Raw genomic sequence first — 17,038 nt, forward strand, 5'->3', positions numbered from 1 at the left:
GAATTCTGTCCGCCCGCCCAATCTAAGCGTCGGCCGCGGTCTTCCGTGGCCGGCTATTCCCGGACGGAAGACGGCGGAACGGCGGACATGATCTATCTTTCAATTCTGGCTGGCCTGTTGCTGCTCCTGGCCGGCGGCGAATTCCTTGTGCGCGGTGCCGTGGCCGTGGCGAAGCGGCTGGGGGTGTCGCCCCTGCTGATCGGCCTGACCCTGGTCGGGTTCGGCACCTCGACCCCGGAACTGATGGCCAGCGTGCAGGCCGCGCTCCAGGGCTCCAGCGGCATCGCCGTCGGCAACGTGGTCGGCTCCAACATCGCCAACATCCTGCTGATCCTGGGGCTCGCGGCAGCCATCATCCCGGTTCCGGTGGACAGGGGTGCGCTGCGGCGGGACGGCTTCGTGGCGGTGGCCGCGGCCGTGCTAGCCACCGCCTTCTGTCTGATCGGATCGTTCGACCGCATCGTCGGCGGCGTCTTCGTCCTGCTGCTCGCCGGCTATATCTACTGGGCCTATCGCACCGAGCAGGTGGAGATCGCGGCGACCGGCCATGCCCAGCACGCCGACGGTGCTGCGACCATCCCGTCCACAGGTCTGCTGCCGGGGGTGTTGATGGCGCTGGGGGGGCTGGCGGCGATCATCTTCGGTGCCGACCTGCTGGTCGGTGGCGCCATCGTGCTGGCCGAGAGGGTCGGTGTCTCCGACGAGGTGATCGGCCTGACCCTGGTGGCCGTGGGCACTTCTCTGCCGGAACTGGTGACCTCGGTCATGGCGGCGCTGCGCCGGCAGCCCGAACTGGCCTTCGGCAACATCATCGGCTCCAACATCTACAACGTCTTCGGCATCCTGGGCGTGACCGCGCTGGTGAAGCCGATCCCGGCCCCGCCGCAGATCGCGGCCTTCGACACCTGGGTGATGGTGGCGGTGACCCTGCTGCTGATCCTGTTCGCGGTGACCTCGTCGCGGATCAAACGCTGGGAGGGGCTGGTGATGCTGGCCCTCTATGCCGCCTATCTCGGTGTCCAGACCAGCCCGTTCCTGCGCGGCGCCATCGGCCTGACCCTGCCCGCCGCCGGATGAGAGGACGCGGCGCCGAGGTGATGCCGGCGGCCCGCGTGTCTTCGGGAAGGGCGGGGTCAGATGCCGTATCGGTGCCGAGAGGGCGACGCCAGGGATTATTCCGTCTTTAGTGGCGTTGTCCGGCTCTGGATTTGGGTTGATCCGGAGCGCGCCACCCCCATATAGGCGACAACCAGGCACGGGGTGGTGCGGGACAGGTCCGTATTGCCGCGCGCCGGACCCACCGGCCGCGGGCGGCGCCCCGCGGCAGCCGGATCAAGGTGAAAGGACGCCGCCGGTCGCCCTCCGGGTGCCGGTCAGGCTTTCCGTTGGCCGGCCGTAACGGTGGACCAGGACAGGGAACCCGGCCGGGGCACGGACGGGCGTGACGGGAGAGGGGAAAAGGGCTGATGCTGACAGCGGTGCTGGTGATCTTCCTGCTGGCGGCGATCGCGCCGACTGTGCATCGCGCCCTTCCCGGAATATCGCACTGGCTGCTTGCCGCTGTTCCTGCCGCTGTCACTCTCTGGTTCGCCAGTTTCCTTCCCGCCGTGGGGGCGGGGGAGGTGGTGCTCCAGGCCGTGCCCTGGGTGCCGTCGCTGGGGGTCGAGCTGGCCTTCCGCCTGGACGGACTGTCGCTTCTGTTCGCGCTGCTGATCCTGGGGATCGGCACGCTGGTCGTGATCTATGCCGGCGGCTATCTGGAGGGCCACCCGCAGCTCGGCCGCTTCTACCTGTTCATCATTGCCTTCATGGCGTCGATGCTGGGACTGGTCCTGGCCGACGACGTGGTGACGCTGTTCGTCTTCTGGGAGATGACCAGCATCACCTCCTTCCTCCTGATCGGCTTCAACCACGAGGATGCGCGCTCGCGCCGCTCGGCCGTGCAGGCGCTGCTGGTCACCGCCACCGGCGGGCTGGCGCTGCTGGCGGGGCTGGTGCTGCTGGGCATGGCCGGAGGCACCTGGACCCTCTCGGGGATCGAGGCATCCGGCGTGGACCTGCGGGCGCACGCGCTCTATCTGCCGATCCTGGTGCTGGTCCTGGTCGGCGCCTTCACCAAGTCGGCGCAGGTGCCCTTCCATTTCTGGCTGCCCAACGCCATGGACGCCCCGACCCCGGTCAGCGCCTACCTGCACTCCGCCACCATGGTGAAGGCCGGTGTCTATCTGCTGGCGCGGTTGAACCCGACGCTGGGCGGGACCGAGGTCTGGATGCTGACCCTGGCCGGTTTCGGCACCGTCACGGCACTCTGGGGCGGTCTGATGGCGCTGCGCTCCACCGATCTCAAGCGGGTGCTGGCCTACACGACGCTGATGGCGCTGGGCACCCTGACCATGCTGGTCGGGCTGGGCACGGAGTACGCGATCAAGGCCTATGCCGCCTTCCTGCTGGCGCACAGCCTGTACAAAGGCTCGCTCTTCATGGGCGCGGGCTCCGTCGATCACGGGGCCGGCGGACGCGACCTGAGCGAGCTGTCGGGGCTGTGGTCCTCCATGAAGGTGACCGGCGTCGCCATCGCGCTCGCTGCCCTCTCCATGGCCGGGTTGCCGCCCTTCTTCGGCTTCATCGGCAAGGAGTTCATGTATACGGGCATGCTGGAGGCCGGCGGCCTGGGCCTGCTGGTGATCGCCGGCATGGTGCTCGCCAACGCCACCATGCTGGGTGCGGCCGGGCTCGTCTTCTGGAAGCCCTTCACCGGCGCGCCGTCGGCGCTCGCGGCCGGAGCGCATGAGGGCGGGCCGGCGCTCTGGCTCGGCCCGGTGGTGCTGGCGGGCCTGGGTCTCGCCTTCGGTCTCGGCGCCATCCCGGAGACGGGGTTGGGGGAGGGATTGCTCGGCGCCGTGGCCGTCGCCGTGGCCGGGCGCCCGGTGCCGTTCGACCTCTATCTCTGGCACGGGTTCAGCCCCGCGCTCGGCCTCTCGGCCCTCACCATCGCCCTGGGCCTCGGGCTGTTCCTCGGGCTGGCGCGGGTCAAGCGGGCGCTGGCGGCCCTGGCGCGTGCCAGCCGGATCAACGTGGACGCCGCCTGGGACCATATCCTGGCCGCCCTCCAGGCGCTGGCGGAGGCGACCACCCGGCGGCTCCAGACCGGTCGGCTGCGCGACTACATGCTGGCCTCCTTCCTGACGCTCGCCATCCTGCCCGGCGCCACGCTGCTGCTGCGCGACGGGCTGCGGTTTCCGGCCCTGCCGCCGGAGATCGCCTATCTCGGTCTCTTCATGGCCGGGCTGATGGTGGTCGGCACGGTCGGCACGATCCTGGCCCGCTCGCGCCTGGGGGCGATCGTCTCCCTGTCGGTGGTCGGCCTCTCCATCGCCATGTTCTTCCTGGTCTACGGCGCCCCCGACGTGGGTATCACCCAGCTCATGGTGGAGACGCTGACCGTCATCATCATCGTGCTGGTGCTGGCGAAGCTGCCCTCCTTCCGGCGGGCCGAGGACGGGACGGTCGGTGAGCGCGCCCGCAACGCCGTGGTCGCCGTGGCCGTCGGCGCCGTCACGACGGCCATCGTGCTGGCGGTGGTGTCGGTGCCCTATGAACTGGACCTCACCCGCTTCTTCGCGGAGAAGAGCTACCTTGAGGGCTTCGGCCGCAACGTCGTGAACGTCATCCTGGTGGACTTCCGCGCCTTCGATACGCTGGGCGAGATCAGCGTGGTGGCGGTGGCCGGGCTGGGCGTCTATGCGCTGCTGAAGGCCCGCATCGGCCGGCCGGACGCCGACGACAGACCCCCGGACAGTCTGCCGGCCGACCCGCCCGACCGTCCGCTGGCCGGACCCCGCCCCGCCCTGGACAGCGCCGGAGAGCCGCGATGATCCACTCCCTCATCCTTCAGACGGCGACCCGCATGCTGATCGCCCTGATGCTGGTCTTCGCCCTGTTCATCCTGTGGCGCGGCCACAACGAACCGGGGGGCGGCTTCATCGGCGGGCTGATCGCGGCGGTGGCCGTGGCGCTGCACGGGCTGGCCTTCGGCGCGAAGGAGATGCGCCGCATCCTGGTCGCGGACCCGCGCAAGGTACTGGCGGCCGGGCTCGCCCTCGCCATCGGCTCGGGACTGTTCGCGCTGTTCAAGGTGGGCGGGCCGCTGCCCTTCATGACCGGGGCCTGGTACGTGACCTATACCGAGACGGGCGAGAAGGCGTTCGCTATCGGTACGCCGGTGCTGTTCGACGTCGGCGTCTTCCTGGTCGTGGTCGGCGCCATCGTCGCCATGGTGCAGGCGCTGATGGAGGAGCAGTAAGCCATGGAAGTGGTGATGGCCTTCGTCATCGGCGTCCTGGTCGCCGGCAGCGTCTATCTCCTGTTGTCCCGCAACGTGCTGCGCGCCGTGTTCGGCGTGATCCTGCTGTCGAATGCGGTGAACCTCGTGATCCTCACGGTCGGCGGGCTGTCGCTGGGCCTGCCGCCGCTGATCGGGCCGGAGGCCAAGGTCCTGGCCGAACCCTATTCCAATCCGCTGCCGCAGGCCCTGATCCTGACGGCCATCGTGATCGGCTTCGGCCTGCTGTCCTTCGCTCTGGCTCTGGTCTACCGCGCCTATCAGGAACTGGGGACGCTGGACAGCGACGGCATGCGTGTGGCCGAGCCCCCGGAAGCGGGACCCGCCGCTGATGCCGGTGAGATGGCCGACGCCCGCAGGCGGGAGGCGGCGTGATGGTCGCCTGGCTGGTCGTCTCCCCCATCCTGGTGCCGCTGACGACGGCGGCCCTGTGCGGCCTGCTCTGGGGCCGGGTGAAGGCGCAGCGCGCCGTCTCGCTCGCCGGGTCGGTGCTGCTGGTGATCTGCGCCGCCCTGCTGCTGGGGCAGGTGGCGGAGCATGGCATCACCGCCGCGCAGATGAGCAACTGGCCCGCTCCCTTCGGCATCACCCTGGTGGCCGACCGGCTGGCCGCGGTGATGGTGCTGGTGGCCTCGGTCATGGCCGTGGCCGCCGCCGTCTACGCCCTGGGGGACATCGACCCGGTGCGGGAGCGCAACGGCTTCCACCCGGTCTTCCAGGTGCTGATGGTGGGCGTCTGCGGCTCCTTCGTCACCGGCGACCTGTTCAACCTCTATGTCTGGTTCGAGGTGATGCTCATCAGCAGCTTCATGCTGCTGGCCCTGGGCGGTCGCCGCGACCAGATCGACGGCGCCGTCAAGTATGCCCTGCTGAACCTGATTGCCACGGCGGCCTTCCTGATGGCGGTGGCGCTGCTGTACGGCATGACCGGCACCCTGAACATGGCGGACCTCGCCCTGCGCCTGCGCACGGTGGAGGCACCGGGGACGGTCACCACGGTGGCCGTGCTGTTCATCATCGCCTTCGGCATGAAGGCAGCGGTATTTCCCCTCTTCTTCTGGCTGCCGGCCAGCTACCACACCCCGGCCGTGGCGGTGCAGGCGATCTTCGCCGGGCTGCTGACCAAGGTCGGCGTCTACGCCCTGCTGCGCACCTTCACCCTGATCTTCGTCGGCGATGTCGGCTACACCCACGGGCTGATGCTGTGGATCGCCGGCCTGACCATGGCGGCGGGGGTGTTGGGGTCGCTCGCGGTGTCAGACCTGCGCCGGGCCTTCTCCTGGCAGGTGGTGGCGCATATCGGCTACATGGTGATGGGGCTGGCGCTCTATACGCCGCTGGCCATTGCCGGTGCCGTCTTCTACCTGGTCCACGACATCGTGGTGAAGACCAACCTGTTCCTGGGCGCGGGCCTGGCCCGGCGGCTGACCGGCAGCCACGAGCTGCCGGCGATGGGCGGGCTGTTCAAGGCGGCGCCGCTGCTGGCCGTGGTGATGTTCGTGCCGCTGGCCTCGCTCGCGGGCTTTCCGCCGCTCTCCGGCTTCTGGTCCAAGCTGGTCCTGCTGGAAGCCGGCCTGGAGCGGCAGGCCTATGTCATCGTCGCGGTCTCCCTGGTGGTCAGCCTGCTGACCATGTGGCTGGTCGGCCGCATCTGGGCCGAGCTGTTCTGGAAGCCGCATCCGGCCGGGGCCGCCACCGGCACCGTATCGCTGCCGCCCGGCGGCCGTTTCGCGCTGGTGGCCCCGCTGGTGCTGCTGTCCGGCCTGACGGTCGGCATCGGCCTGTTCGCCGAGCCGGTGATGGCCCTGGCGCGCGACGCCGCGGCCGAGCTGATGCACCCCGAGCCCTATATCCGCGCCGTCCTGGGGCGGGGGCTGCCTGCCACGGCGGAGGCGCTGCCATGACGCTGTTGCTGCTGAACATCCTGCTCGCCATCGCCTGGATGGGGGTGAACGGGGACTTCAGTCTGGCGGGCCTGCTGGTCGGGCTGACGCTGGGGCATCTGGTGCTGTTCATCGTCCGGCCGATGTTCCCGGACGATGGTTTCTTCAGGCGCCTGTGGGGCGGGGTGGGCTTCTTCTTCTGGTTCCTCAAGGAGCTGTGGCTGTCCAGCATCCGCGTGGCGAAGGCGGTGCTCTCGCCCGGCATCGGGGCGCGGCCCGGCGTCATCGCCATGCCGCTGGACGCCCGCAGTGATGCCGAGATCACCTTGCTCGCCTGTTGCATCACGCTGACGCCCGGCACGCTCAGCCTGGACGTCTCCCCCGACCGGCGCACGCTCTACATCCACGCCATGTTCGTGGACGATCCCGAGCGGCTGAAGCAGGAGACCAAGGACACGATGGAGCGCCGCATCCTGGAGTTCATGCGATGAGCCTGGACCTCATGCCCCCCGGCATCGGCACCATGACCCCCTTCCTCGCCCTCTGCGTGGATCTGGGCATGCTGGTGATGCTGGTCTCCTTCGTGCTGTGCGTCGTGCGGCTGCTGCGCGGCCCGACGCTGCCCGACCGCATCGTGGCGCTGGACCTGTTCGGGTTGCTGGCGGTGGCCTTCATCGCGCTCTACGCGCTCTGGGACGGCAAGGCCGTGTTCGTGGACGCCGCCATCGCCCTGGCGCTGGTGGCCTTCTTCGGCACCGTCGCCTATGCGCGCTTCGTGGAACAGCGCGGCGGCGATCTGCGCCCGGGCACCGGAAGTCCCGCCGCGGCCGATCCGCAGCCGGAGGGGAAGGGGGCGTCGCATGACCGCGCATGAGATCGTGCAGGCCGTTGCCGGCCTGCTGGTGCTGGGCGGCGCCTTCTTCTGCTTCGTCGCCGCCCTGGGGATCGTGCGGTTGCAGGACGTGCTGATCCGGATGCACGCCTCCTCCAAGGCGGGGACGCTGGGGGCGGGCATGATCCTGCTGGCGGTCGCCCTCTACTTCGCGGAGGTGTCCGTCGCCGCCCGCGCCGTGGCGGCCATCGCCTTCCTGGTGGTGACGGCGCCCGTGGCCTCGCACATGATCGGCCGCGCCGCCTATGTCTACGGCATCACGCTCTGGGAGGGCACGGTGCTGGACGAGATGCGCGGACGCCTGATCCCGCCCAAGGCGGGCAGCCCGCCCGACACCGCGGCCGTAGCGGACGGGGAGGCGACGCCCCCCACCGGAGCGGCCCCCTCCCGGGCGGAGACGGCCCGGTCGGACACCGCCGCACCGGCGGGCATGCCGGAGGGCACGGGCGGCTGACGGTGGGCTGCTGACGGAGAATGGCAGCCGGCCTCGGACACCGGACCTCTGGGCTACACCGGACCTCTGGGGTCAGGTATCCGCGCCGTCACATCCCGGCGGCGTGACGTTTCCGCTGGCGGGGGCCTCTGTCAGTCCAGAAGCTGGATCCAGGTGGCCTCGCGGCCCTTCGGCGCCTCGGTCACGCGCATCAGCACGCGCTCCCCGGATTGCAGGCTTTCCAGCCCGGCGCGGCGCAGGATGCTCTTGTGGACGAACACGTCCTTGCCGCCGTCATCGGTGGTGACGAAGCCGAAGCCCTTGTCGTCCTTGAACCACTTGACCGAGCCCTCCAGTTCGACCTCCGGGCCGCCGGGGGCGGCGCGGGACGGGGCCGGGCGTTCCCGCCGGGGCGAGCCGCCGCCGATCACGTCCACCAGCCGGATGACCTGGGGCCCCTTCGGTCCGGGGCCGATGACCACCATCACCTCCGCCCCCTCGGCCAGATCGGAGAGGCCGACACGGCTCAGCACCGAGGCGTGCAGGAAGGCATCCGGCGTTCCGTCGGCCGGGGCGACGAACCCGAAGCCCTTGACGCCGTTGAACCATTTGACGGTGGCCCGGACGGGCGGACCGTCCAGTCCGGAGGGGGAGGGAAAGTCATAGTGCGACAAGCGAGTCGACCCTTGCCAGTCCTGCGGACCGCCGCCCCGCAGGGTGCGGTTCCGGTTGCCTGGACCAAATAGTTGCACAGAGGAGCCTCCGCCGCCACTACGTTTTTGCAGCGGGCCATGGGGGCTACCCCGCGCGGCACCTTGGCCCGTTCCGGGCTGGACTGCCCATCCCTTGGTCTTCTCTACCCCGTTGGCGAAGGTCTTTGTGCGACGCACCATCCTGCGGACGGCCCTGTCCATCCGGTGAGGGAGGCCAGTATTTTCTTGAGATGGTTAGCGGACTTGCAGATATAGGGATCAAGCCGCGCTTCTGAAGGAAGCGGCGTCTCCGGGAGTGGGAGTGACCAAGATGGCCGATGCGGCCGCCAGCATGCAGCAGACCGACCATGTATGGGAACGGCACTATCCCCAGGGGGTGGACTGGCATGCCGACATCCCCAAGCGGTCGCTGATCGCGCTGTTCGACGATGCCGTGGCCCGCTACGGCGACAAGCCCTTCCTCGAATTCCTGGGCAAGCGCTACACCTACCGTCAGGTTTCCGCGCTGGTCGACCGCTTCGCCAAGGGCCTGCAGGGCCTGGGCGTGCGCAAGGGCCGTACCGTCGGCCTGTTCCTGCCCAACACCCCCTATTTCGTGATCGCCTATTTCGGCGTGCTGAAGGCCGGGGGCACCGTCGTCAACTTCAACCCGCTCTATGCCGAGCGCGAGATCGCCAAGCAGATCGACGACAGCGAAGCCACCATCATGGTGACGCTGGACGTCAAGGCGACCTACACCAAGCTGGCACGCATGCTGGTGGAGACGCGGCTGGAGAAGATCGTCGTCTGCCCCATGGCGGACGTGCTGCCGTTCCCGAAGAACTGGCTGTTCCCCTTCGTCCGCCGCCAGGATCTGGCCCTCATCCCGCACGATGCGCACCATGTCCGCTTCCGCGAGCTGACCGCCAACGACGGGCGCTTCACCCCCGTCGCCATCGACCCGGTGGAGGACGTGGCCGTCCTGCAGTACACCGGCGGCACCACCGGCGTGCCGAAGGGGGCGATGCTGACGCACGCCAACATCTACGCCAACACGGTGCAGGCGGCGCTGTGGTTCCCGGAAGCCGTGGACGGGGCGGAGCGCATGCTGGGCGTGCTGCCGCTGTTCCATGTCTTCGCCATGACCTGCGTGATGAACCTCACCATCTACAAGGGGGGGGAGATCGTCCTGCTGCCGCGCTTCGATCTGGACCAGGTGCTGGAGACGATCGACAGGAAGAAGCCTACCCTGTTCCCCGCGGTGCCGACGATCTATACGGCGATCAACAACCACAAGCACCGCGAGAAGTACGACCTCTCCTCGATCAAGCTGTGCAACTCCGGCGGCGCGCCGCTGCCCGTGGAGGTGAAGGCGAAGTTCGAGGAGATCGCGGGCTGCAAGCTGGTGGAGGGCTACGGCCTCTCCGAAAGCTCGCCCGTCGCCACCATCAATCCGCCCGACGCCAGCGTCCCCGGCTCCATCGGCATGCCGCTGCCCGGCACCGTCATCGAGATCATGAGCCTGGAGGACCGCTCCCGGCCCGTGGCCCTGGGCGAGCGGGGCGAGGTCTGCATCCGCGGCCCGCAGGTGATGAAGGGCTACTGGAAGCGCCCGGACGAGACGGCGAACACCATCGTGGACGGCCGTCTGCACACCGGCGACGTCGGCTACATGGACGAGCGCGGCTACACCTACATCGTGGACCGCATCAAGGACATGATCCTGGCCGGCGGCTACAACGTCTATCCGCGCAACGTGGAAGAGGCGATCTACCTGCACCCGGCGGTGCATGAATGCATCGTCCTGGGCGTGCCCGACCCCTACCGCGGCCAGACCGTGAAGGCCTATATCCGCCTGGGCGAGGGGCAGCAGATGACGCCGGAGGAGCTGAAGGCGTTCCTGAAGGACAAGCTCAGCCCCATCGAGATGCCCAAGCAGGTGGAATTCCGCGAGGAACTGCCCAAGACCATGATCGGCAAGCTCTCCCGCAAGGCGCTGCTGGACGAGATGGAAGCCCAGGGCAAGGCCGCCGGCTGACAAGGCGCCCTGCCGGACGAGAGAAGAACCCGCGGGAGCAGCCCTCCCGCGGGTTTTTGGTTGGGGGCGTGGCCCCCAACGTGCATCCACGGGAATCGCATTAGGGAAAGTTTTGTAGCGCGGTGTTGGGAAATGGATTCTGTATGTCGGCCCTGATTTATGGGAGGGGTCGATGGCTGGAATTTTTCGGATTTCGTTTCAAGGTCTTCCCGATCCGCGGACAGGGAATGCGCGGCGTCACGCTCTTCTGGATGTTCTGACGATTGCGTTGACGGCGTCGATCTGCGGGGCGGAAAGCTGCGTGGACTTTGCGACCTTCGCGCGGGACCGGCGGGCCTTGTTCGAGGAGTTCCTCGAGCTTCCCGGCGGGCTGCCCAGCCACGACACGTTTTCACGGGTATTCCGGCTTCTGGACCCGGTGGCGTTTTCCCGCTGTTTCCAGCAGTTCCTTGATCATCTGGGGGAGGATGGGGCCGGGGTCCTGGCCATTGACGGCAAGACGCTACGGCGCTCCTTCGACCGGGCGGCGGGGCGTTCGGCTCTACATGTGGTGAGCGCGTTTGCGTCCGGCGCGCGGATGATCGTGGGGCAGCGGGCGGTGGCCGCGGGCGAGAACGAGATCGTGGCGGCGCGGGCGTTGCTGGAACTGTTCGATCTCAAGGGTGTGCTGGTAACCGGTGACGCTCTGCACGCGCAGGAGCGGACGGCGCAGACCATCCTGGAGCGGGGCGGCGACTGGCTTTTTCCGCTGAAAGACAACCGCCCTGCGCTACGGGCCGAGGTTGAGCGCTACTTCGCGGACCCGGCAACGGTTCTGGCCGTGCCCCATGTCACCACCGATGCCGACCACGGTCGTATCGAGGTGCGCCGCCACTGGGTAAGCCACGACGTGGCCTGGCTCGCCTCCGACCGACGTTTCCCCGACGAGGCCGTACTGCCGGGCCTGAAGATCCTGGGCCTGGTCGAACGCACGGTCACGAGCCCCGACGGCCGCACTACCGCCACCCGAACCCTCTATCTCTCCTCCGCCGCGCTGGAGCCCAAGACGCTCGCCCGCGCCGTCCGCGCCCACTGGAGCATCGAGGCCGCCGTCCATTGGGTGCTCGACACCTCCTTCGACGAAGACCGCGCCCGTAACCGCAAGGACCATGGCCCGGAAAACCTCGCCACACTCCGAAAACTCGCACTCAACGTCGTCCGCTCCGCCAACAACCAGGATTCCATCCGCCTCCGCAGAAAACGCGCCGGATGGTCCGACGACTATGCCCGAACCATCCTCGGGCAAATGCGATAGCCGTGAACGTGCATCCCGCCGTCCTTGACCGTCCATATGAAGCAAGGTCGCCGGGTTGATCCCGTGCCGTCGGCACACCTCCGCCGCCTGCTGCCCAGCCTCCTGCTCCGTCAGAACCCCGCTGATCTGCTCCGCATGGAACCGGCTATTCCTGATGGTCCGTCCTCCTCGTGGAGGACTCTACCTCAGCCCGGATGCATTTCAGGGGGCACGTCAGGAGCTGAACATCCCGTCCTGGTCCGGCCGACGTCCACGCATCCCGACACCTATGCCTGCATTCTCGCCGGCTGAGAGAATCACGCGTAGTCAGACGGGGCCAAGAGGTTCTTCAGCAGCCTGTTATACCGCCGCGCCTAAGCATTGACACATGGGAGCCACGGATAGCTGGTGAGGGAGCGTAGACGTTCTGGTGTGGCGGTGAGGGCGTTCCAGGCGTCGCAGCAGGCTTGGACGACGGCGTCGTAGTCGTCCAGGATCTGGTGGGACAGAAAGCGCTCGCGCAGGTACAGCCAGACGCGCTCGACCGGGTTGAGTTCGGGGCTGTAGGGCGGGAGCGGGACCAGCGTGATGTTGTCCGGGACGACCAGCGCCCGCGCTCCGTGCCAGCCGGCCTGATCGAGCACGAGCACCGCCTGGACGTCCGGTTCCAGGCTCCGGGAGAAGCCGTCCAGGAACAGGCTCATGACGGCAGTGGAGACGGTCGGCATCACCAGCGCGAAGTCGGCGCCGCTGGCTGGGCAGACGGCGGCGTAGAGCCAGGCCGAGGTGAAACGCTTGTCGCACAACCCGAGTGGGCGCTGCCCGCGCTCCCACCAGCGGTGTGCGGTGCGGCCCTTCTGGCCGATGCGGGCTTCGTCCTGGAACCAGAGTTGAAGGCGACGCTCCGGATGCGCGGCACCTGCGGCCTTCAGGGCTTCGCGCAGCCCCTTTTTTGGAAGGCGGCCTGGGTCTTGGCGTCGGACTGCGGATGGCGGGGCCGCGTCTTCTGCTTCGACAGGTTGAGCCGGCGGACGATGCGCGACAGGCTGGCCGGATGCAGCGTCTTGGCGAAGCGTTCGGCGATCACCTCGCACAGGATCGGCAGGGTCCATTCCACGCAGCCATGCCGCTTGGGATCGGGGCCGGCGAGGATGATGGCCTTGAGCGTCGCCTGCTCGCCTTCGCTCAGCCACTCCGGCCGGCCGGGCAGCGGGCGGTCGTAGAGCCCGGCTACGCCTTCCGCGTTGTAGCGCACAACCGCGTCGCGCAGGGCTTGGCGGTCCATGCCGGCCAGCCGCGCCGCTTCCGCCCGGCTCACCCCCTCCAAGGCATGGGCGATCGCGAACATCCGCGCCGCCACCCGCCCTTTGCTCTCCCGCCGCGCCAGGGCACGCAATTCGCTGGCGCTCAGGTCTTCCCGGATCGGCAACGCCGCTGGCATTCGCTCCTCCCCATCGCGATGGGGAATCGAATCACGGATTGCCAGCCTTGGGAATCCCTCTCAGTGTGTCAGCGGCTCCGCTCGCCGGTATCATAGGCGGCGTGGCACTCGGCCGCCACGACCGGGATGCGCTCCCAGCCGACCGGCAGGTCCTCGGACAGGTCGTGCAGGTCCATCTTCAGGCGGGTGGCGCGGGCGTTCAGCGCCTTGACCTCCGCCTTCAGGGTATCGATGTCGCTCATGGTCGGTTCCTGGACTGGTTGGGGCGGCGGATCAGGCGTCCGCCACCTCGGGGAAGCGGCGGATCAGGGCGGCGGCCTCCTGCGCGGCCGTCTCCCCCGCCTCCTCCAGCCGGGCGAGGCTGTCATGGCCGTAGCGGTGGACATCGCGCAGGTGGCGGGAGAGGACGACCAGCCGCCCCGCCAGCAGCACCACGCGGCCGAAGCCCTCATGGTGCATCTTCATCATGGGGGAGGCGACCTGCCCGGTGAGCTGTTCGATCCGCAGCCCGACGGCACCGTAGAACTTCTCCACCCGCCAGAGCGTATCGGGGTCGGGATCGCCGATGAGGGGGATCAGCCGGCGCTCCTCGCGGGTGACGATGTAGTCGGCCAGAAGATCGGCATCGGACCGGCGCTCCCAGGCCCCGTGGCTGTCCTCCGCCCGCAGCAGGCGGACCAGCACGGTCAGGAAGGGGCTGTCCACGGCGGTCGGGGCAGTGTCCGTCTGGGCGGTGTCCGCCGGGGCGGTGTACGTCGAGGCGGTGTACGTCGGGGCGTCGGTCATGCCTCAGTCCTCCGTGAAGTCGCGCGGCCGGTCCGCGTGCAGGATCTTGCGCAGCCAGGGCGGCGGATTGCCCGACAGCATGGCCTGGACCCGCGCCAGCACGCCGTCGATCGGTTCCGGCGCCGGCAGCTTCAAGGGGTGCATCCGTGCCGCCACGACCTTGGCCGCCGCCGGCCCGCCGATGGCGAGCACGAACAGCAGGTGGCAGCCCTGGAGCGCCGCCACCTTGGGACCGATCCGGTCGTCGCCGTCGGTGCGGTGGCTGCCGCTCTCGTCGGCGGTGTCGGAAAAGCCGACCGCCTCCACGAAGCGGCGGCTGTCCGCCGTCACGTCGTAGATGGCGAAGGTCCGGGCCGAGCCGAAATGGGCGTTCAGGAACTTCATGTCCTGGGTGGCGATGGCGACGCGCAGCGTCCCCGCCGCCGGCGCGCGGCCGGCGGGGGCCGAGCTGTCGTCCGCCTCAATGAGCGCCAACCGACGCGCCGTCATGGCCGCCTCCCTTTGTGTCGTGGTGGTGGGACCGGGCGTCGAGCAGCAGGTTCGCCGCCTCGAAGACCAGATCGCGGGTGCCGCGGTAGCCGACGCGGCGGAGATGCGCCGGCCCCAGCCGGTCGAAGACGGGGAAGCCGGCGCGCAGCAGCGGGATGCCCAGCCGCTCCGCCGCCTGCCGCCCGTGCGCCGTGGTGACCAGCAGGTCGGCACCGGCCTCCCGCATCAGCGTCTCGCACAGGCCCAGGTCGCCGACATGCACGGTCGGCGCCTCGATGCGGGCCAGCAGCGGCGAGCGGTCGGTGGAGGCGACGGCGACGCTGATCTCCGCCCCCAGGCTGCGGAACAGCCCGGACAGGGCGTAGAGCAGGTCCGGATCGCCGGCCACGGCGACGCGCCGCCCCTCCAGATAGAAATGCCCGTCCAGCAGCGCGTCCTGGAGCTGGCTGCGCTGCCGCTTCAGCGCCGGCGGCACCTCCCCGCCGGCAAGCTCCAGCAGGGCGCGCACCAGCCGGTCGGTGGCCCGGAGGCCGGTCAGCGAGGGCAGCAGGCGGAAGGGCACGCCGGCCCGCCGCTCCAGCGCCTCGGCCGCGGCGCGCATCTGCTCGCCCACGGCAAGGGTCAGCCGGCCGCGGGCAAGGCCCGTCACATCCTCCACCGTCGCCCCGCCGTTGGTGGACCCGGACCAGCTCTCGGGGATGTGGCCGTCCAGCGACCCCCCGATGTCCGGCACCACGACCGGGACCAGCCCGAAGGCCGCCACCATGTCGCGCAGTTCGTCGATGTCGGCGGCGGTCAGGTGGGAGCCGGGCAGGATGTTGACCTGCCGCGCATTGACCGCCCCCGGTGCCCCCGCCGGCACCATCTCCTCCACCATCGCGTGGACGGCCCTGCCCCAGCCCGTCTCGATGGCGCCGTCATAGTCGGGGGTGGAGACAAGGCAGATCCGGGTGTCGGCGAACTCCGGCCGGCGCTGCCGGATCAGCCGCAGGTCGCCTGCGATGTCCTCGCCGCGCGTCTCCATCAGCGCCGTGGTGGCGATGCCGATGACGCGCGGCTTCGCGCGGTCCCGCAGATTGTGGATCGCCTGCTCCAGATTGTCGGCGCCGCCGAGGATCGTCGTCACCTCGTTCATCGCCGTCGTCTGAAGCGGGATGTTCTCGCGGAAGTGCCGGACCGCCAGCACCAGCGCGAAGCTGGTGCAGCCCTGGCTGCCGTGCAGCAGCGGCATTGTCCGGTCCAGCCCCATGAAGGCCAGCGCCGCCCCCAGCGGCTGAGAGGATTTCAGCGGGTTGCGGCTGTGCGCGGCCGTCGGCAGCCGGACCGGCGTCGTGCCGGGGGCCTCGGCCGGCTCCGCCCCGGAGCCGGGCTCCCACGGGGCGGGCGCCCGCACCTCGGCCCAGACGGGGTTGCCCAGCTCGGTGGCGAGATCGCGCACCAGCTCGACCAGCCCCGCATAGCCGGCATAGGGGCGGTGGCGCTCCTGGTTGATGTCCAGCCAGGGCGTCCTGGATTTCAGCGCCACGAACTGGCTGCGCCCGCCCGACAGCATGATGTCCGCCTCGCTCTCCCTGAGCATGCGGTACATCTCCTTCGGCGGGATGGCCTCGAAGGTGTGGGCATCCTCGCCCATGATCTCCTGGATGCGGGCCTTGTCCTCCTCCGTGCTCTTGCGCACGGAGGTGCCGGTCACGACCATCCCCAGTTCCTGAAGGGCGGAGACGACGGACCAGGACTTCACCCCGCCGGTGTAGAGCAGGACCCGCCGCCCCTCCACCGCCGGGCGGAAGACGGCGATGGCGGCGCGGGCCTTCGCCTCCTCCTCCGCGATCAGGGCCTCGGTCCGCCCGATCAGGTCGGGCGGCGCACCGCGCTCCACCAGCAGGCGGGCGCAGGTGCGCAGGGCGGCCGAGGTGTCCTCGATGCCGTAGAAGGAGACCTCGGCATAGGGGATGCCCCAGCGCTCCTCCATCTTGCGCGCCACGTTGATCAGCGCCATGGAGCAGATCATCAGGTTCAGCCGCGCCCGGTGGGCGCCGGCGATCTCGGCATAGCGCGCGTCGCCCGTCATCCGGGCCAGGATGCGGATGCCCAGGCGGCGGAACAGCGGCTCCACCTGCCACAGCTCCCCGGCCAGGTTGAAGTCGCCGATGATGTTGATGTCGGTCGGGGTGGTGACCTCCGGCTCCATCGTCCCGATGACGTGATCCAGCAGGGTCTCCCCCGCCAGCTTGTTGCCCAGGTTCTTGGAGCCGACGAAGCCCGGCACGTTGACGGGGATCACCGGCAGGCCGAAGCGGTCGGCCGCCGCCTTGCAGACCGCCTCCACATCGTCGCCGGTCAGGGCCGGCACGCAGGTCTGGTAGACGAAGACGGCGGCGGGGCGGTGCGCCTCGGCGATCTCGCGGATCGCCTTGAACAGCCGTTTCTCCCCGCTGCCCATGATGATGTCGAGTTCGGAGAGGTCGGTCGTGAAGCCGGTGCGGTAGAGCGTCGGCCCGGAGGAGAGCGAGCCCCGGTTGTCCCAGCCGTTGCCTTCGCAGGCCAGCGGCCCGTGGACCAGATGGGCGGCGTCCGTGATCGGCTGCAACACGATCTTGGCGCCGTCGAAGGCGCAGCCACCGGCGGCGGCCCCCGGCGTCAACGGCTTGCCGCAGCCCTTGCGCCGAACCGCGGCATCCTTCGCCCGGTTCCGGTCGCAGGCGGGTTCGTTGAAGACATCGGCCAGTTTGTCGGCAAGCGACATGGGGGCCTCCGGCGGGCGCGGGG

General features: G+C 69.3%; 16 protein-coding genes and 1 pseudogene. 10 read left to right on the top strand and 7 right to left on the bottom strand.

Annotated features, from left to right (window positions below; translation table 11 throughout):
- The first annotated feature begins 87 nt into the window (after positions 1-87).
- The 8 genes from RC1_RS17525 (at position 88) to mnhG (ending at position 7,571) form a co-directional block, all read left to right on the top strand.
- Positions 88-1,077, top strand: coding sequence for a calcium/sodium antiporter (locus RC1_RS17525; protein ID WP_041785519.1), 990 nt, complete (start codon positions 88-90; stop codon positions 1,075-1,077).
- A 389-nt stretch (positions 1,078-1,466) separates the two neighbouring features.
- Positions 1,467-3,875: a putative monovalent cation/H+ antiporter subunit A gene (locus RC1_RS17530; RefSeq protein WP_012568789.1), complete on the top strand. Its 2,409-nt coding sequence runs from the start codon at positions 1,467-1,469 to the stop codon at positions 3,873-3,875.
- Positions 3,872-4,303 carry a Na+/H+ antiporter subunit B gene (locus RC1_RS17535; protein WP_012568790.1) on the top strand — a complete coding sequence of 144 codons (432 nt, stop codon included), beginning with the start codon at positions 3,872-3,874 and terminating at the stop codon, positions 4,301-4,303. Before RC1_RS17530 ends, RC1_RS17535 begins: the two co-directional genes overlap by 4 nt.
- Before the next feature lie 3 nt (positions 4,304-4,306).
- Entirely contained in the window at positions 4,307-4,717 is a 411-nt protein-coding gene (locus RC1_RS17540) for a Na+/H+ antiporter subunit C (protein WP_012568791.1), read from the top strand.
- Positions 4,717-6,246 (top strand): Na+/H+ antiporter subunit D, encoded by a 1,530-nt coding sequence (locus RC1_RS17545; protein ID WP_012568792.1) that lies wholly within the window; start codon positions 4,717-4,719, stop codon positions 6,244-6,246. The genes RC1_RS17540 and RC1_RS17545 overlap by 1 nt, the downstream gene beginning before the upstream one ends.
- Positions 6,243-6,716 (top strand): Na+/H+ antiporter subunit E, encoded by a 474-nt coding sequence (locus RC1_RS17550; RefSeq protein ID WP_012568793.1) that lies wholly within the window; start codon positions 6,243-6,245, stop codon positions 6,714-6,716. Before RC1_RS17545 ends, RC1_RS17550 begins: the two co-directional genes overlap by 4 nt.
- Positions 6,713-7,099, top strand: coding sequence for an MrpF/PhaF family protein (locus tag RC1_RS17555; protein WP_012568794.1), 387 nt, complete (start codon positions 6,713-6,715; stop codon positions 7,097-7,099). Before RC1_RS17550 ends, RC1_RS17555 begins: the two co-directional genes overlap by 4 nt.
- Positions 7,086-7,571: a monovalent cation/H(+) antiporter subunit G gene (mnhG, locus tag RC1_RS17560; protein WP_012568795.1), complete on the top strand. Its 486-nt coding sequence runs from the start codon at positions 7,086-7,088 to the stop codon at positions 7,569-7,571. The genes RC1_RS17555 and mnhG overlap by 14 nt, the downstream gene beginning before the upstream one ends.
- Positions 7,572-7,702: 131 nt before the next feature.
- On the opposite strand, the gene RC1_RS22570 is transcribed toward mnhG, so the two are convergent.
- Entirely contained in the window at positions 7,703-8,224 is a 522-nt protein-coding gene (locus RC1_RS22570) for a cold-shock protein (RefSeq protein ID WP_272912049.1), read from the bottom strand.
- 349 nt (positions 8,225-8,573) lie between these two features.
- Between RC1_RS22570 and RC1_RS17570 the strand changes: the two genes are divergently transcribed.
- Positions 8,574-10,280 carry a long-chain-fatty-acid--CoA ligase gene (locus RC1_RS17570; RefSeq protein ID WP_041786853.1) on the top strand — a complete coding sequence of 569 codons (1,707 nt, stop codon included), beginning with the start codon at positions 8,574-8,576 and terminating at the stop codon, positions 10,278-10,280.
- 172 nt (positions 10,281-10,452) lie between these two features.
- Complete coding sequence (locus tag RC1_RS17575; protein ID WP_012565724.1) at positions 10,453-11,574, top strand: ISAs1 family transposase; 1,122 nt, start codon at positions 10,453-10,455, stop codon at positions 11,572-11,574.
- Between the two features lie 45 nt (positions 11,575-11,619).
- Here RC1_RS17575 and RC1_RS20985 read toward each other — a convergent pair.
- From RC1_RS20985 to RC1_RS21000, 6 genes and pseudogenes are all read right to left on the bottom strand, one after another.
- A pseudogene (locus RC1_RS20985) lies at positions 11,620-11,730 on the bottom strand (transposase); the annotation flags it as partial.
- 197 nt (positions 11,731-11,927) lie between these two features.
- Positions 11,928-12,994 (bottom strand): IS630 family transposase gene (locus tag RC1_RS20990; RefSeq protein ID WP_085978985.1). Its coding sequence is split into 2 segments (ribosomal slippage): positions 11,928-12,506 and positions 12,509-12,994, totalling 1,065 coding nucleotides; the frame shifts between segments, so codons are not numbered across the junction.
- 68 nt (positions 12,995-13,062) lie between these two features.
- Positions 13,063-13,236 carry a CCE_0567 family metalloprotein gene (locus RC1_RS20995; protein ID WP_012568799.1) on the bottom strand — a complete coding sequence of 58 codons (174 nt, stop codon included), beginning with the start codon at positions 13,234-13,236 and terminating at the stop codon, positions 13,063-13,065.
- A gap of 31 nt (positions 13,237-13,267) precedes the next feature.
- Complete coding sequence (locus tag RC1_RS17590; RefSeq protein WP_012568800.1) at positions 13,268-13,780, bottom strand: NifX-associated nitrogen fixation protein; 513 nt, start codon at positions 13,778-13,780, stop codon at positions 13,268-13,270.
- Between the two features lie 3 nt (positions 13,781-13,783).
- Complete coding sequence (gene nifX, locus RC1_RS17595) at positions 13,784-14,269, bottom strand: nitrogen fixation protein NifX (protein ID WP_012568801.1); 486 nt, start codon at positions 14,267-14,269, stop codon at positions 13,784-13,786.
- Entirely contained in the window at positions 14,241-17,015 is a 2,775-nt protein-coding gene (locus RC1_RS21000; RefSeq protein WP_012568802.1) for a bifunctional nitrogenase iron-molybdenum cofactor biosynthesis protein NifEN, read from the bottom strand. Before RC1_RS21000 ends, nifX begins: the two co-directional genes overlap by 29 nt.
- Between the last annotated feature and the right edge of the window lie 23 nt (positions 17,016-17,038).

Source organism: Rhodospirillum centenum SW (genome assembly GCF_000016185.1).
GTDB classification, from domain to species: domain Bacteria; phylum Pseudomonadota; class Alphaproteobacteria; order Azospirillales; family Azospirillaceae; genus Rhodocista; species Rhodocista centena.

What these genes read in the sequence shown, in the direction of transcription:
- RC1_RS17530 (WP_012568789.1), top strand. Translation starts at nt 1,467, where the DNA reads ATGCTGACAGCGGTGCTGGTGATCTTCCTGCTGGCGGCGATCGCGCCG.
- nifX (WP_012568801.1), bottom strand. Translation starts at nt 14,269, where the DNA reads ATGACGGCGCGTCGGTTGGCGCTCATTGAGGCGGACGACAGCTCGGCC.
- RC1_RS17575 (WP_012565724.1), top strand. Translation starts at nt 10,453, where the DNA reads ATGGCTGGAATTTTTCGGATTTCGTTTCAAGGTCTTCCCGATCCGCGG.
- RC1_RS17590 (WP_012568800.1), bottom strand. Translation starts at nt 13,780, where the DNA reads ATGACCGACGCCCCGACGTACACCGCCTCGACGTACACCGCCCCGGCG.
- RC1_RS17555 (WP_012568794.1), top strand. Translation starts at nt 6,713, where the DNA reads ATGAGCCTGGACCTCATGCCCCCCGGCATCGGCACCATGACCCCCTTC.
- RC1_RS17535 (WP_012568790.1), top strand. Translation starts at nt 3,872, where the DNA reads ATGATCCACTCCCTCATCCTTCAGACGGCGACCCGCATGCTGATCGCC.
- RC1_RS17540 (WP_012568791.1), top strand. Translation starts at nt 4,307, where the DNA reads ATGGAAGTGGTGATGGCCTTCGTCATCGGCGTCCTGGTCGCCGGCAGC.
- RC1_RS17570 (WP_041786853.1), top strand. Translation starts at nt 8,574, where the DNA reads ATGGCCGATGCGGCCGCCAGCATGCAGCAGACCGACCATGTATGGGAA.
- RC1_RS20995 (WP_012568799.1), bottom strand. Translation starts at nt 13,236, where the DNA reads ATGAGCGACATCGATACCCTGAAGGCGGAGGTCAAGGCGCTGAACGCC.
- RC1_RS21000 (WP_012568802.1), bottom strand. Translation starts at nt 17,015, where the DNA reads ATGTCGCTTGCCGACAAACTGGCCGATGTCTTCAACGAACCCGCCTGC.
- RC1_RS17545 (WP_012568792.1), top strand. Translation starts at nt 4,717, where the DNA reads ATGGTCGCCTGGCTGGTCGTCTCCCCCATCCTGGTGCCGCTGACGACG.
- RC1_RS17550 (WP_012568793.1), top strand. Translation starts at nt 6,243, where the DNA reads ATGACGCTGTTGCTGCTGAACATCCTGCTCGCCATCGCCTGGATGGGG.
- RC1_RS17525 (WP_041785519.1), top strand. Translation starts at nt 88, where the DNA reads ATGATCTATCTTTCAATTCTGGCTGGCCTGTTGCTGCTCCTGGCCGGC.
- mnhG (WP_012568795.1), top strand. Translation starts at nt 7,086, where the DNA reads ATGACCGCGCATGAGATCGTGCAGGCCGTTGCCGGCCTGCTGGTGCTG.